Origin of the sequence: Aliiglaciecola sp. 2_MG-2023 (assembly GCF_030548145.1) — a bacterium.
Taxonomy (GTDB): domain Bacteria; phylum Pseudomonadota; class Gammaproteobacteria; order Enterobacterales; family Alteromonadaceae; genus Aliiglaciecola; species Aliiglaciecola lipolytica_A.
In genome coordinates, this window is sequence record NZ_JAUORY010000007.1 from 131,101 (window position 1) to 145,786 (window position 14,686).

Here is a 14,686-nt window from a genome sequence, read left to right on the forward strand (position 1 = left end):
AGGGCCAGTCAGTAAAAATGAAAAAGGTGGCCTGAGCAAAGTTTCAGAGAATGTTCGCCATATGTTTAATCGCCCGCAAACGATGCATTTAATGCCAACATAACTGAACACTCGTAGTACAAGACCTTGTATTATGACAGAATAAAACACCTATTAACGCTATTCAATAGGGTCATATGGACAGACATCTTTTCAATCAAAGAAGTATGCTAATAATATGAAAAAATATATATTTGCAATAGCTCTTAGTTTGATAAGTATGGTTACGAAAGTAAATTGTAATGAGAAGATTAGTTTTGTTAATACATTTAAATTTCTTAAAGTTAATCTTCAGAAAATACGCCAATTCGAATTAGCAATAGGAAAGTACAGCGCAGTATCACTCCATCGCCATGGGTAACGAGTAGATATAAAGACCTATCAGAACATCAACCCGCTTCACTGTGATTCATTTTTTATCCACAGCGAAGCTCATTTAAAGAATAAAATGTCTGTTTACAAAAATGGCTTCAGTAACCGCGTTTTTTCCAAAATTGAATCTCGCCATCGGCATACTCTTCTAAAACGGTAAATGTTTTTTCAGCCACGATTTTGCCGTCACACTCAATTACCATACGCCAGTCCCCGACTTTGTCGTCAATAGGTGCCCATAAAGTATCACCTAAATAGAACTCCCAGTTATTGTTTCGCACATAAACATCACCGCTAAACGGTTCCATAACATTGCCTTTTTTATCTGGGATATTTGGATGATAAATAGTGAAATCTAACCGTAATCCTTTGCCTTTTTTAACTTCCAATATAAAACCAAATTCCACATCTAAAGTGGCTGGGATTTTGGTGGTAAAGTTGCGAATCGATGGTAATTCTTTACTGTTGTTGTCCCACCCTTCATAGAGACCATAACTGGTCATTTCAAATTGCGCTTTATGTTTCGCCATTACTGCTAATCTCTTGAATGCTATTAGGGGGCTTTATTTTTAATTAGTGGGCTTTAAGTAAATTACTGACACGTTTAAAATGTTCATGTTTGGCATCCTTCAACCACCCAAAAACCACCATTTCCACTGAAACCAAATTACAACCAGCTGCGATTAATTGCTGCTTGGCTAATTCCCGATCGGATTCATAACGAGAAGCAGTAGCGTCCCACGCAATGGAAACTGTATAGTTCGCCTTGAGAGCATCAATGGCAGTTTGATATAAACAAACGTGGGATTCAGCCCCTAAGAGCAACAAATTTGGCTTGTCACTTGATGATCGGATGTGATCAAGATGCGCGACTAAATCTTTTTGCCCAAAAGCAGAGAATGCGGTCTTGGTAAAGTTATGTTGTACATAAGGCTGCAACATTTCGTGGGTTTCACCTAAGCCTTTGGGATATTGCTCTACGCCCGTAATGGGAATTTGAAATATCTGAGCAGTTGCCAGTAAAGTAAGACTGCGACGCAACATCATTTGGTGATTACTCATTTGAGCAAACAATTTTTGTTGTATATCGACCATTAACACTTGCGTTGTTTCGGGTTTAATTTTTTCAATTGACATAAATTTGATATCCCCATGGTGCTATTGTCAGTTCGGAATCTTGCTTAAACACTAAACTTTTATTTTCGAAAAAAGAATCGTACTCACCTAAAAACAAACTTCCAGTGAAATTCACTTGCAGCGAGTGACTTGATAAATTTAATACGACAAAAATTTTACTATTTTTATCGGTCCGCACAAAACTGAATATTCTTTCTGGCTCAGAATTAGCGACGTGAATCATCCGCGCGCCCCACTGGGCATTATGTAGCGCGGAATGTGATTTTTTAAGTTGAATTAATCGTTGATATAAATCACCAATGTGATGTTCCTGCCAGTGAATCGGGTCTCTTTCAAAAAACGCTAAACGTTTTGTTTCACCGGCTTCTTGTCCATTGTGAATAAGTGGCATACCTTCACCAATAACCGACAGCACAATAGCGGCTTCTAGGCCATCTTGAAATTGCTCTTGCTGAGTACCATCCCATGCATTCTTATCATGGTTACTGACAAACGTCATTCGATGTGCTTCAGCTGGATAGGATTTTTCGTTCCAAGAGTAGTATTTAAAAAGTTTACTAATAGGTAAACCATTGCACGTAATACCATGCATGATTTCATTCCAACTCCACGCATAGGTCATATCAAAGGCATTTTGATGTAGATCTTTGGATTCCCACTCAGCTAACATAAAGATCGGTTTAATGGTCTCTAAATCAGCCCTAACAGCTGCCCAGAAATCATTTGGAATAAAACCGGCCACATCACACCGAAATCCATCAATGTCAGCCACCTCAACCCAATAACGCATCGCTTTGGCTATATACTCACGTAATTCAATACTTTGATAATCAAAGTCAATGACATCATCCCAATCCCACCAAGGTGTTGGCGTAAAATCGCCCTTATAATCCCTAGCGTACCACTCTGGATGATCTTCAACTAGGTGATTATCCCAAGCAGAATGATTGCATACCCAATCTATAATAACCTTGAAACCAAATGAATGGGCGGTTTTGACAAAATCTTGAAATGCGCTCAAATCACCAAATTCTGGATTCACACCATAATAGTCTTGCACCGCATAAGGACTCCCTAGTGTGCCCTTACGATTTTTAACTCCAATAGGATGAATTGGCATAATCCACAAAATGTCGACACCTAAGGATTTTAAACGTGGGAAGTGTGATTGGGCTGCATTGAAAGTGCCCACAGAGGTGAATTGGCGGGTGTTAATTTGGTATATAATTGCGTCTTTAGCCCAGACTGGACTGACAATTTGCACATAGTTTTTAGGGGTATGATCCATTTTCAAAAAGTCCTTTTTGTTAGCTAAACTGTTTAAATTAACTGCCTTTCTCCATGATACAGATTAAATTGCGTCGCTTTGATAAATCCAATCAGTGCAATATCCAATTCTTTACATAAATCTACGGCCAAACTGGTCGGTGCGCCAACCGCAATAATCATACTAATACCAGCTCTAGCTGATTTTTGCACCATTTCGAAACTCACCCTACCGCTCAATAGCACCGCATATTGGCCAGGTAAAAGGGCTAAATGTTTACCAATTAACTTATCCAGCGCATTGTGCCTACCAATATCTTCACTGGTTCCTACAAGAGCTCCCTTGTGATCCAGCAGCGCTGCTGCATGAACACCGCCAGTCCTAAAAAAAACCGGTTGTTGTAATCTCAGATTATTCGGTAAATCACATATCGACTTTGCCGCTAATGAAACCCTATTTTGTTCATCGATAGGAGACAAATTTTCTAGCAGTTTGTCGATATTCTGTTGTCCGCAGACACCACAACTAGAAACGGACAATGGGTTCGCCTTATATTTCGATAATTCAACAGATACACCCGGTTTCAGAGTAATCAGGATCCGATTGCTATGATTTTCTTTTAATCTGTCTGTGCCAGTATGTTCAATACTGAATATATCGTTAAGGGAAACCAAATCAATAGAAAGCAACCAGCCTTTAACCAAATGGATGTCATCACCAGGAGTACGCATGGTGGAATGCAAATAAAGCTTTTCGGTTTGGTTCGGCGTTTTATAAAATTTCAACCAAATTTCCAAGGGTTGCTCACACGCAATCCAGTCGGCTTTATAGGTCGCTGAATTCTTATAACTCACTATATTGTATTGAATAGATTCTTGCATACCGCGCTTTTGTTAGAAAAATCTAGTTGCCAGAATCGAGCATCAGTAGGGTAATGCGCTGAAGCCAAGAAATAACACCCAACTGGCAAAAAAGATTTTTAAATTTGTTGCTGAAAAATATAACACCACTTGCTTAGCCAAGATACCACCGATAATCGCGCCAGCTCCAGCAAATAAAACCACAGGCCAGTAAACGTCAACGCCAAAAAAGCCATGATAGATGATGGCGCTCCACACTGAAAAAGCACTTAGAATAACGGCTACAGCGATGGAAAAAGTGATACTGAATTTACGAATGATTAAATAAATGGCGACTAACTCCCCCACTCCAATTGATAAGTAGGCTGTTATGATGCCTCCGATAAATGCGATTATCGTCAAGGCATAACAATCAAACCGTGCTAAGTCAGAGGAAAAGGACTGCTTTTTAAGCAAAGGAATACTCGCAAATAACGCGATCGCCAAACCAATAGAGAATACGCCAAAACCTGCATGTAATTGCTCAGCTTCGCCTATTCCACCTCGGGCAGCTTGAAATAGTTGTGCAAGCCAAATGCCCAATACAGAAAAAGGTACTGTTAGCTTGAGTATTTTGCTGATCTCGTGCCAATGCTTATCATCAATATGCTGTTTGCGATAAAATGCCCACCAAGTTATGGCGCCAGCTGTCATCCCACAACATTGAATGGCAAAACTGGTTGCCACTGTAGAATTGGAATCGAATCCCAATTGATTAAAAAATGGGACAAATATCACACCACCACCAGCGCCTGTTGCGTTGGCAAAAATAGCGCCCACCACACCTAAAATTGCAAAAGCGCTATACTCTGTTATTAACAACAGTGGTTCTGCTTGAAAAAGCAATACACCAAACCAGGTTACAAAAAGGAAACATCGGATTTGATTGGCAGTTATGACGTGCAACATAGCAGTATCTTAAAGGTGTTTGGCGACTCAGTGTATCGCGTTTCAAATTATTATGGTTAAGCATTTTACGCAAAACAATATCACAACGATCACGCTGAGCCCAAATCGTTCTGCTACTTGGGCTGAAGCCAAAATGATTGTATTTATTATGGCCCTATGTGTACTGCTAATCGCGTCGATTTGGGCATTGTTAGGGATGTGGCTAATTTTACCTTTTGCCGGATTTGAGGTCGCTTTACTTGCCTTTTTAATGCATAAAGTGAATCGCCATTGTTACAGCAAACAAATCATTACCATCAACCCAAAAACCCTAATAATTGAATGTGGAATTCAATATCCCATTTTCAATTGGCAGTTTGAACGGCATAAAACACACTTGTCGGTCATCGAAGCTGAAAGCTCATTTGACCGACCACACATGATCTTAACCGATGAAAATATCAGCATTGAGTTGGGACAATTTTTAAATCAACAAGACTGCCTTATCGCGCGTAATTTGTTGAAGCACAATGGCGTTATGGAAGTCAGCAACAAATGGTGGAAGCGACAATAATTTAGTAAGGTTTAATCCACATACTTGACCGCAGTACCACAGATACTAACCATCAACATGCTTCCATTTTGGCCAATCACTTCATAATCAATATCAACGGCAATAACGGCATTCGCGCCCATCATCCTGGCTTCTTCGGTTAATTCCGTAAATGCAATTTTGCGGGCTTTGGTTAACTCTTGTTCGTACGAACCAGAACGCCCGCCTACAATGTCTCGTATCGAAGCAAAAATATCTTTGAGTATGTTCGCTCCCATAATGGCTTCTCCCACTACAACACCGTAGTAGTGCTCAATCTTTTTGCCATCTAAATTGTTTGTCGTCGTTACTAACATATTTTATCTCCCAATAATGTAGACATTTTTTCAATCAAACTGTTTGAATCACTCAGTTCATAATGTTTGGCAGCAGCCACACCCCACACAGGTTTGGGCCATGCGACATCATGTTGAAATCGAGCAATATGATGAATATGTAATTGGGAAACCATATTACCAAGGGCCGCGATATTCAATTTGTATGGTTGAAACAAGTGTTTAATCGATTCACTAAGAATTTTTGACTCGTACCATAACTGACTCTGTTGCGCTTCGTTCAAATCAATTATCTCGGTGACTTTATTCACGCGGGGCACCTGTATAAACCAGGGGTATTGATAGTCGTTTAACAATAAGATTTTACTCAGAGGTAAATTACATACTTCAAAGCAATCTTTGGCCAATTGCGGATCGAGTTGGAAATCAGCATTGTGCATGCTTTCTCCTTATAATTTTGTTGCGACTACTGTTAGCAGTGCCCGTTGTCCAATTGCCACATTTTCATTCGGAAAAACAATGGCTTCATTATCAAACTCACAGCGATATTCGGCACCCGTCTCAGAGGCTAACAAATGTCCCTTTTTAAAGTCAGTAAAATTGGGGGTATCGTTATCGAAGTGTAATTTAAAATCTGGTTGCTGCTTGTTTATCACCTGATTAACCCGATAAATATAGGTTTTTTGAGGTGGAAATGCAGGTATATTTAATTCTTTATTGACGATCAGAGCGGTCAAGGTTTCTCTCACTGCAGCAAATTTCGACATGTCATTTTCGCCAAAACGATGCACTTTACCCAACTCAACAGTAAACGCATGAGCACCAAATTGGTGGGAAGAGTAATAACTAAAAGTTGTTGTAGGACTTTCAGAAAGCAAAAATGTATTGACGCCACAAGCATACAAAAAAGCCAGTTGTTCAAGGCTATGTTGTTTTCCGTGTAAAAAGGGATAAACCGCAAATTTGTCGTTTTTAGAAGCACGAATGGCTGTATGTAAATCGTAATGTAAGCGCTCAGACGAGGCACTACCTTGGGTATAGAAATTCGCCACAACTTGCTCAAGCTCTTTGGCTCGTTGACGCTCCTGATTATTCTCGCCACTGGACGTTGTGTGAGCACCACTGAACAGGCGATTTAAATTTTCAACGACAAAACGTTTCTCGATATCCATTGAAGGTAAGTTAGCAAAAATCACCAAAAGCCGATGTTGTGGAGTTAGTTCTAAACGTAGGATTTGTGCAACTAAATCGTCGCATATTTCAATCGGAGCCGTTTCGTTGCCATGCACACCACAGGATAAAACTATGTCCTTTTTTGAAGTGCCTGATGGGGTAAACTGAATGATTCCAGGACTGCTAATATTGACTTTTACGCCATTGGCTAAAATGAATTCAACGGGATGCTTAAATAATTGAGGATCGAATCTGGAAAGCGCCAAAAATTGGCCTGATACGGTAAGTTTCTCAACTAACATAGAACCTCTTAACTGTTAAAATCATGAAAGTATAGCAAGTTGTCATTTAACTGGCAGCATAAGCCGTGCTTAAGCAGGTCTAGACAAAAATGTCTTTGACGTTCCAACAATCAAATCTGTGTAAAACAGCTGCACAAAATCGTCACGCTTAATGGCCTTAGAAAAAAGAAATCCTTGCCCACATTCAATGCCAATCTCTCGCAACATTTGCATTTGTTCTACACTTTCAATTCCTTCTGCCACTATGTCACATTTCAGTGCCCGACCAATCACTTGGGCTGCTTGAATAATGGCCAAATTCACCGGATTGTCTTCCAAGCTCATAACAAATGTTTTATCTATTTTTATCGCATCAATAGACAGATCGCGAATGTAGGCTAAATTCGAATAACCTTTACCAAAGTCATCCACCGATACTTTCATTCCCAAAGTTCGAGCTTCAGATAACTGACGTTTAACCATTAACGAATTAGACAGCGCCACATCTTCTGTTAACTCAAGTTCTAAACAGTTCAAATCAATGTCATAAAGTTTCTGCAGTTCCCGTAATTTAGGAATGAATTTGAAGTCGTAAAGTTGAGTGGGCGACATATTTACCGACAGAACAATATCTATGCCCTGCTGTTTAAAGAAGACCGCACTTTGAAATGCTTTTTCCAACGTCCAGTTACCCAATTCGTTCATCATATTATAAGATTCAGCAGCTTCGATTAATGCACCGGGAAACAACACGCCGTCTAACGGGTGATTCCATCGTAATAAACACTCAGCACCAGTAATCTTTAGGGTTTGTAAATTCACTTTAGGTTGGAAATAAATTTCTAATTCATCATTTTGAAAAGCGCGTTTCAAATCGGCTTTTAACGCTAAAGAACGACCACTATGCATTCTTTGGCTCATACTAAGAATATGTAAATTCTCATATTTATTTTCTTTAGCCTGTTTTAACGCAGACTCTGCGGCAGCCAGTAATTTAATGGTATCTTGATTATCCGCCTCATTGGCTACAGCACCAACATTGAAGTCAGCGATAAAGGCGTGCCCATCAATGTTAATAGGCGTTTTAAAGTGTTCGACTAAATGATTGAAGTGGTAACGAAGTTGTCTGTCTCCATGACGCCCTGGAATGACAATACCAAAAATATCACCACTCATTCTGCCGAATAGGACTTCTCGTCCAAATAAATATTTGATGCGGTTAGCTATCGCCAACAAAATGATGTCGCCGACTTGATAACCAAGGGAACTACTAACGTCTGAAAAGCGCACGACATCGATTAACATTAAGGATAATTTGTTATCGAGTTTAACCGCTTCATCTATGCGATCTAAAAATGCATATCGATTCGGGATAGTTGCTAACGTTTGGTGAGCTTGACCCATTCTAATTTTTCTTATTTAGGCGCACTGCTAGGCAATTACTAAGATTCTATACGTATCTGAGGGCAAAAGAAAAGGCTCAATTGAAAAATTGAGCCTTTTAATAACATATCAGCGGTTTTGAAATCTAAACTGTAACCATATGAGTGCTAGGTTAGCAGCAACTATCTAAGTCTATTAGGTTCAAAATGATTGCTCTACTTCACATGCATCTAACTTCCAGATTCGATCTACGTAATCTTGAACCGAGCGGTCGGAAGTAAATTTACCCATTCTGGCACAATTTAAAATTGCCATGCGGGCCCAATCTTTACTGTCTCGATAGGCTATATCCACTTTATTTTGAGCTTGCGAATATGCCTCGAAATCTGCTAACACTAAATATGGATCACCACCATCAAGCAAACTATGCTTCAATGAAGATAAAGCACCAGGCTTTCCAGGCGTGAAATAGTCGGTTTCTAACCAATCTAAAATGGCCTTGAGTTCCGCATTTTGGTAGTAGTAATCATATGGGTTATACCCTTTGGCGTGTAATTTATCGACTTCCTCAACCGTTAACCCAAAAATGAAGATGTTTTCGTCGCCCACTTCCTCAGCAATCTCTATATTGGCACCATCCATCGTACCTATAGTCAAAGCACCATTTAGCGATAGCTTCATATTTCCGGTACCCGATGCTTCTTTTCCGGCTGTCGAAATTTGCTCGGAAACATCAGCAGCAGGGATCATTTTTTCAGCCAAGCTGACTCGATAGTTGGGTAAAAACACCACTTTTAATTTTTTGTTTACCCGCTCGTCATTATTAATTCGTTCTGCAACCATATTAATCGCGTAAATAATGTCTTTGGCTAATTTATAACCTGGCGCAGCTTTCGCTCCAAAAAGAAAGACTCTAGGCTGCATGTCATAGGCTGGGTTTTCTAATAATCTGCGATACAGAGCCATAATATGTAGCAAGTTTAGATGCTGGCGCTTATATTCATGTAAACGTTTAATCTGCACATCAAATATGGCCTTAGGATCGATGTCGATCCCAGTTAATTTTTTCACCTCACTGGCAAGTGCGATTTTATTGTTAAGCTTAATTTTCATAAAGTCTTTTTGAAACTTTGCCTCAGTTGCAAATTTTTCTAAGTCTTTTAATTTTTCTAAGTTTAACGGCCAATCAGTACCAATCTTCTTATCAATTAATGCTGACAGTTCTGGATTACATGCTTTTAGCCAACGACGAGGTGTTATGCCATTAGTTACATTGGTGAGTTTATCTGGCCACATTTGGTCAAATTCTGGAAAAAGATTCTGTTTAACTAACTTGGAATGGATTTCAGCCACACCATTAACAGCAAATGAGCCAATCACGGATAGATTGCCCATGCGTACCATTTTATTGTTGCCTTCTTCAATAATTGACAGCTTTTGCTTAATTTTATTATCGCCAGGCCATTTTTTTTCTACTTCAGCTAAAAAGCGGGAGTTAATTTCGTAAATAATTTCTAAATGACGAGGCAGTATTTTTTCAATCATTCTGGCCGGCCACTTTTCTAATGCCTCTGGCAGCAAAGTATGATTAGTATAAGCAAAGGTTTTATGGCAAATCGCCCAAGCGTCATCCCAATCGAGTTCTGCTCGGTCAACCAAGATACGCATCAATTCAGGGATAGCGATAGCTGGATGGGTATCATTCAGTTGAATCACGACCTGTTGCGAGAAACGGCTCCAATCATCACCATGGGCACGTTTGTAGCGTCGTATAATGTCTTTTAGTGAACAAGCGCAGAAAAAGTATTGCTGAATTAGACGAAGTTCTTTACCCGCTTCGGTTTCGTCATTTGGATATAGTACTTTAGAAATGGTTTCAGCTTGCACATTTTCTGATTGGGCATCAACATAACCACCCGCATTGAAAACATCCCAATTGAAATAATTTGACGCTTGGCTTTGCCACAAACGCAGGACGTTTACCGTTTTACCGCCAAAACCGACGACTGGAATATCCCATGGAATACCTTTGACAATAGAACCAGGATGCCATTCTTTTAATATGCGACCGTTTTCACCATATTTGGTTTCCACATAACCAAATAGTGGTACTTCTTGAATTGATTCAGGACGGCATATTTCCCAAGGATTACCATAGTCACGCCAACTATCGGGACGTTCTATTTGCGCACCATTTTTAATTTCTTGACGGAATAAACCATTTTCGTAATGGATTCCGTAACCTACTGCGGGCAAGTCCATTGTCGCTAATGAATCGATAAAACAAGCAGCTAAACGTCCCAACCCACCGTTACCTAGTGCCATGTCTGGTTCTTCTTCCATCACATCGGTAAGATTGACCCCCAACTCTTGCAAGGCTTGTTGTGTCACTTCAAATAAACCCAAATTATGCAGGTTATTGGACATTAAACGGCCCATTAAAAACTCTGCGGAAAAATAGTGAACGGCTCGGGTATCGTTTAGGTAGTGGGATTTCTGGGTGCGGCGTAAACGCTCAAGGACTTGTTCTTGCACGGCTGCACATGCCGCTTTCCACCAAGCGTGGTTGTTGGCTTTATTTTCGTCTGTACCTAAAGAACAATGAAGGTGACGAACAATTGCTTCTTTGATATCACTCTTGTCTAATTTTGCAGGCTCACTTAGAGCCTTACTTTTAAGATTAACTTTTGGCATGACAGGAATTCCCACTTTTGCGACTTTCTATTCAATTCGAAACTGTAATAAAATTACAGTTTTCAGTATGAACGTAGTTTTAGCAGGAATTCCTAATCAATTCTATTAAATAAATGTTAATTTTTAGACTATTTTCGTAAATATTCTACAAAACACGAGTTATTTAACTAAAATAGAACCGCAAACAAACATTAATTAAACATTTTTGGATTTAAACACACCATCCACTAGGTTTTGAGCTTCATTTAAAAGACTATCTAAGTGTGTTTCGCCATTAAAACTCTCTGCATAGATCTTGTAAACGTTTTCTGTACCAGACGGACGTGCAGCAAACCAACCATTTTCGGTACTCACTTTCACGCCACCAATAGCGGCATTGTTACCTGGCGCATGAGTTTGGATATTGTTAATTTTCTCACCCGCTAATTCTGTAGAGGTAATTACCGACTTATCCATCTTACTCAATACTTGTTTTTGTTCATGACTGGCTGCAACATCAATACGTTTATAACTTGGCGAGCCAAACTGTTCTGTCAGTTTCTGATAATGTTCGCCTGGATCGATGCCGGTAACCGCCATGATCTCAGCCGCTAATAAACATAAAATAATGCCGTCTTTATCTGTAGCCCAAGGCTGACCATTCCTGCGTAAGAAAATTCCACCAGCACTTTCCTCTCCAGCAAAACCGAATTCGCTGTTTAACATACCTTGTACAAACCACTTAAAACCAACTGGCATTTCCGCTAATTCACGTCCCAGAGATTTAGCGACACGGTCAATCATGCTGCTGGAAACAAGGGTTTTACCAATTTTCAAATTGCTAGGCCAGTCGCTGCGATGCTGGTATAGGTAATTGATGGCTACAGCAAGGTAATGATTAGGGTTCATCAAACCTGCGGTCTTAGTGACTATTCCATGACGGTCGAAATCAGGATCATTACCAAAGGCGACATCAAAATCTTGACGGAGCTCAATGAGTCCAGCCATGGCGTAAGGCGATGAACAATCCATACGAATTTTGCCATCTTTATCGCGGTGCATAAATCCAAATTGTTGATCAACTTTGTTATTAACCACTTTGATATTTAGATTGTAACGGTCGGCGATGATGTCCCAATAGCCTAAACCAGCTCCACCCAAAGGATCTGTTCCAAGACTTAAACCAGCTTCAGATATTGTTTTGAGATCAACGACTTGATCAAGTTCGCTAATATATTGTGCGGATAAATCAACCTCTTGAACAAACCCTGATTTCATTGCTGCATCAAAGTCCATGCGCTTAATTTCTTTGCATCCTGCGGCAATAATGCGATTCGCTCTATCTTGGATCCAATTTGTGGCATCTCCGTCTGCGGGACCACCGTGAGTGGGATTATATTTAAATCCACCATCCTCGGGAGGATTGTGCGAAGGTGTAATCACCACCCCATCTGCCAAGCCGGATTGCTTACCGCGATTGTAGTTAAGAATAGCGTGAGAAACGACCGGTGTAGGGGTATAGCCTCGCTTTTCTTGCACTATCATGTTGACCTGATTTGCGGCTAAAACTTCCACAGCAGTAATAAAAGCAGGCTCTGATAAAGCATGGGTATCCATACCAATGTACATAGGACCACTAGTATTTTGAATACTTCTATATTCCGCCAATGCTTGGCATATAGCCGCAATGTGGACATCCGTAAACGTATTTAAAAAAGCACTACCACGATGACCAGAAGTCCCAAACGCCACAGTTTGTGTAGGATCGTCTAGATTCGGTTTATTGGAATAATAAGCGCTGACTAAGCGCGCTACATTGACTAGTTGTTCTGGAGCTGCCGGCTGTCCTGCCTGTGGATGAATTGCCATAATAATCCTAGTAGTGAGTTTGAGTGAGTTTAGGCTTTAAATATTTTACCTAAGCGTTCTACATTACTTTTAGAATACCCTAAGATAGCAGCGGTATTGGTTAGCATAGTACATTTTTTCTCTGTATTGTTATTTGTGACTACCCAATACTCTGAACCGGGTATTTGTTTTGGGTTAGTACTGCTGCCCGTTTTTAATAATACATTTTTGTCAGTCGCAAAATAGAGTCGACCTTTACCTTTGATTTCCAAAACCGCATTAAAACGATCCGGATGGGTTTGATGTAAAGCGCCCAACATCTTTAAAAAACGTTCTACCTTGCTCATGGGTTGATCAAAAGTCTCTTGGTTCAATAAATCGAACAACGACGTTGCATCAACCACCTCATCAGTGTTTTTTTGCTCTTTTGCTTGCACGTCACGAACTTTTTTAATTTTATTTATATCTTTGACTTCTTTATTTACTTCTGCTGGCTTGGATACATCAACTCTAGGACTTTCCCCTGCTTTTAAGCCTAATTCATCTATCAAAATTCGGCGCAAGATATCTGAAGCACTTTCACCGATATGCTTCGTTTGAGAGGCAATAAATCCATATAATTCGTCGTCGATAGTAATCGTTTTCATATTTCTAATAACTGCTATTTAAAAGTGCCACTATTATAAGACTAATGACATTTTTATTTCAGTAAAAAATTCACTTCTCTGTTCTAATTGGCTGACTTTCCTGCCGTTTATTGTGATTAAGTTGGCTTCTTGACACGCTGACATAAAAAAGTGAATAAGATCTATACGTGAGTATTAACCCTGACAGTTACACGACTCTCAGCATGGTCTAGAATTAAATAGAGTAACTGTTTCTTTTCAAATACTAAAATAAAAAACAAGGTATTGCCAACTATGCACCCACAATTGCAAAATGCGATAAGTCAGGTTTCAGAACAAGTCATTGGCAAGCACCAACAGATTAAATTAGCGTTTACCTGTTTATTGGCTAATGGTCATTTGTTGATAGAAGATTTACCCGGAATGGGCAAAACTACCCTGTCCCATGCACTTGCGGCAGTATTGGGGTTGGATTTTTCCCGCATTCAATTTACTTCTGATTTATTGCCTGCGGATATGCTGGGTTTAAACATTTTTGATAGCACCAAACAATCCTTTCAATTTCATCCAGGACCGATTTTCAATCAATTGATTTTAGCTGATGAGATTAATCGCGCTAGTCCCAAGACCCAAAGCGCTTTGTTAGAAGCCATGGAAGAAAAACAAGTTAGTTTAGACGGTGAAACACGAGCTTTACCTACCCCATTTTTTGTTATTGGGACACAAAATCCAATGCATCAATCAGGGACCTACCCTTTACCTGAATCTCAATTGGATCGTTTTTTAATGCGTATTCAATTAGGTTACCCAGATTGGCAAGCTGAAAAGAAAATGCTTTTGGAGCAAGATTTCGGGACTAAAAAATCCCAACAAGCCTGCTTAACTGTTGCCGAATTTACACAAATGCAAGAGCAAATAAATAAGGTCAATGTATCTGATGCCATATTGGATTACATTCTAAAATTAGTAACCCATAGCCGTGAAAACGAAGGTTTCCCTAATCCCTTGTCCCCACGAGCAAGTAAGGCACTGATGCAAGCGTCCAAAGCCTGGGCATTTTTGCACGGCAGAGATTACGTCATACCTGAAGATACCCAAGCGGTGTTACCGTCGGTAGCAGAACATCGAATGCGCGCAGCTTTGTCCGACTTTAATGGGCAAACGAGTTTGAGTGATCGGCTACTAGAAGCCATTGACCCGTTGGCAGCCTAA

General features: G+C 39.9%; 14 protein-coding genes. 2 read left to right on the plus strand and 12 right to left on the minus strand.

The features are described 5' to 3' along the window. Positions 1-509: 509 nt before the first annotated feature. Genes Q4567_RS09435 through Q4567_RS09455 form a run of 5 tightly spaced genes read right to left on the minus strand, consistent with a single transcriptional unit; the run spans position 510 to position 4,623 of the window. Positions 510-941, minus strand: coding sequence for a DUF3859 domain-containing protein (locus Q4567_RS09435; RefSeq protein ID WP_216050306.1), 432 nt, complete (start codon positions 939-941; stop codon positions 510-512). A gap of 43 nt (positions 942-984) precedes the next feature. After that, entirely contained in the window at positions 985-1,548 is a 564-nt protein-coding gene (locus Q4567_RS09440) for an isochorismatase family protein (protein ID WP_216050305.1), read from the minus strand. Beyond that, positions 1,538-2,836, minus strand: a complete 1,299-nt coding sequence (locus Q4567_RS09445) for an alpha-amylase family glycosyl hydrolase (RefSeq protein WP_216050304.1) — start codon at positions 2,834-2,836, stop codon at positions 1,538-1,540. The genes Q4567_RS09440 and Q4567_RS09445 overlap by 11 nt, the downstream gene beginning before the upstream one ends. 32 nt (positions 2,837-2,868) lie before the next feature. Next, on the minus strand, positions 2,869-3,696 hold the full coding sequence (gene fdhD, locus Q4567_RS09450; RefSeq protein ID WP_303500200.1) for a formate dehydrogenase accessory sulfurtransferase FdhD: 828 nt from the start codon (positions 3,694-3,696) through the stop codon (positions 2,869-2,871). 42 nt (positions 3,697-3,738) lie between these two features. Beyond that, positions 3,739-4,623 carry a sulfite exporter TauE/SafE family protein gene (locus Q4567_RS09455; protein WP_303500201.1) on the minus strand — a complete coding sequence of 295 codons (885 nt, stop codon included), beginning with the start codon at positions 4,621-4,623 and terminating at the stop codon, positions 3,739-3,741. Between the two features lie 52 nt (positions 4,624-4,675). Here Q4567_RS09455 and Q4567_RS09460 point away from each other — a divergent pair, with 52 nt between their 5' ends. Next, on the plus strand, positions 4,676-5,176 hold the full coding sequence (locus Q4567_RS09460; protein ID WP_303500202.1) for a DUF2244 domain-containing protein: 501 nt from the start codon (positions 4,676-4,678) through the stop codon (positions 5,174-5,176). Between the two features lie 11 nt (positions 5,177-5,187). Here Q4567_RS09460 and Q4567_RS09465 read toward each other — a convergent pair whose 3' ends face one another. The 7 genes from Q4567_RS09465 to seqA all read right to left on the minus strand — a co-directional run bounded on the left by Q4567_RS09465 (position 5,188) and on the right by seqA (position 13,495). Next, positions 5,188-5,511: a heavy metal-binding domain-containing protein gene (locus Q4567_RS09465; protein WP_216050300.1), complete on the minus strand. Its 324-nt coding sequence runs from the start codon at positions 5,509-5,511 to the stop codon at positions 5,188-5,190. Next, on the minus strand, positions 5,505-5,930 hold the full coding sequence (locus tag Q4567_RS09470) for an HIT domain-containing protein (protein WP_216050299.1): 426 nt from the start codon (positions 5,928-5,930) through the stop codon (positions 5,505-5,507). The genes Q4567_RS09465 and Q4567_RS09470 overlap by 7 nt, the downstream gene beginning before the upstream one ends. Positions 5,931-5,939: 9 nt before the next feature. Next, positions 5,940-6,965: a succinylglutamate desuccinylase gene (gene astE / locus Q4567_RS09475; protein ID WP_216050298.1), complete on the minus strand. Its 1,026-nt coding sequence runs from the start codon at positions 6,963-6,965 to the stop codon at positions 5,940-5,942. A gap of 69 nt (positions 6,966-7,034) precedes the next feature. Then, a complete protein-coding gene (locus tag Q4567_RS09480) occupies positions 7,035-8,348 on the minus strand; it encodes a bifunctional diguanylate cyclase/phosphodiesterase (protein ID WP_216050297.1) in 1,314 nt (437 codons plus the stop codon). A gap of 180 nt (positions 8,349-8,528) precedes the next feature. After that, the gene (locus Q4567_RS09485) at positions 8,529-11,021 is read right to left on the minus strand and encodes a glycogen/starch/alpha-glucan phosphorylase (protein ID WP_303500203.1); all 2,493 of its coding nucleotides are present in this window, start codon (positions 11,019-11,021) and stop codon (positions 8,529-8,531) included. A 195-nt stretch (positions 11,022-11,216) separates the two neighbouring features. Then, positions 11,217-12,869, minus strand: coding sequence for a phosphoglucomutase (alpha-D-glucose-1,6-bisphosphate-dependent) (gene pgm / locus Q4567_RS09490; protein WP_303500204.1), 1,653 nt, complete (start codon positions 12,867-12,869; stop codon positions 11,217-11,219). Between the two features lie 29 nt (positions 12,870-12,898). Further along, the gene (gene seqA, locus Q4567_RS09495; protein WP_216050294.1) at positions 12,899-13,495 is read right to left on the minus strand and encodes a replication initiation negative regulator SeqA; all 597 of its coding nucleotides are present in this window, start codon (positions 13,493-13,495) and stop codon (positions 12,899-12,901) included. A 273-nt stretch (positions 13,496-13,768) separates the two neighbouring features. On the opposite strand from seqA, the gene Q4567_RS09500 reads away from it, so the two are divergent. Continuing rightward, positions 13,769-14,686: a MoxR family ATPase gene (locus Q4567_RS09500; RefSeq protein ID WP_216050293.1), complete on the plus strand. Its 918-nt coding sequence runs from the start codon at positions 13,769-13,771 to the stop codon at positions 14,684-14,686.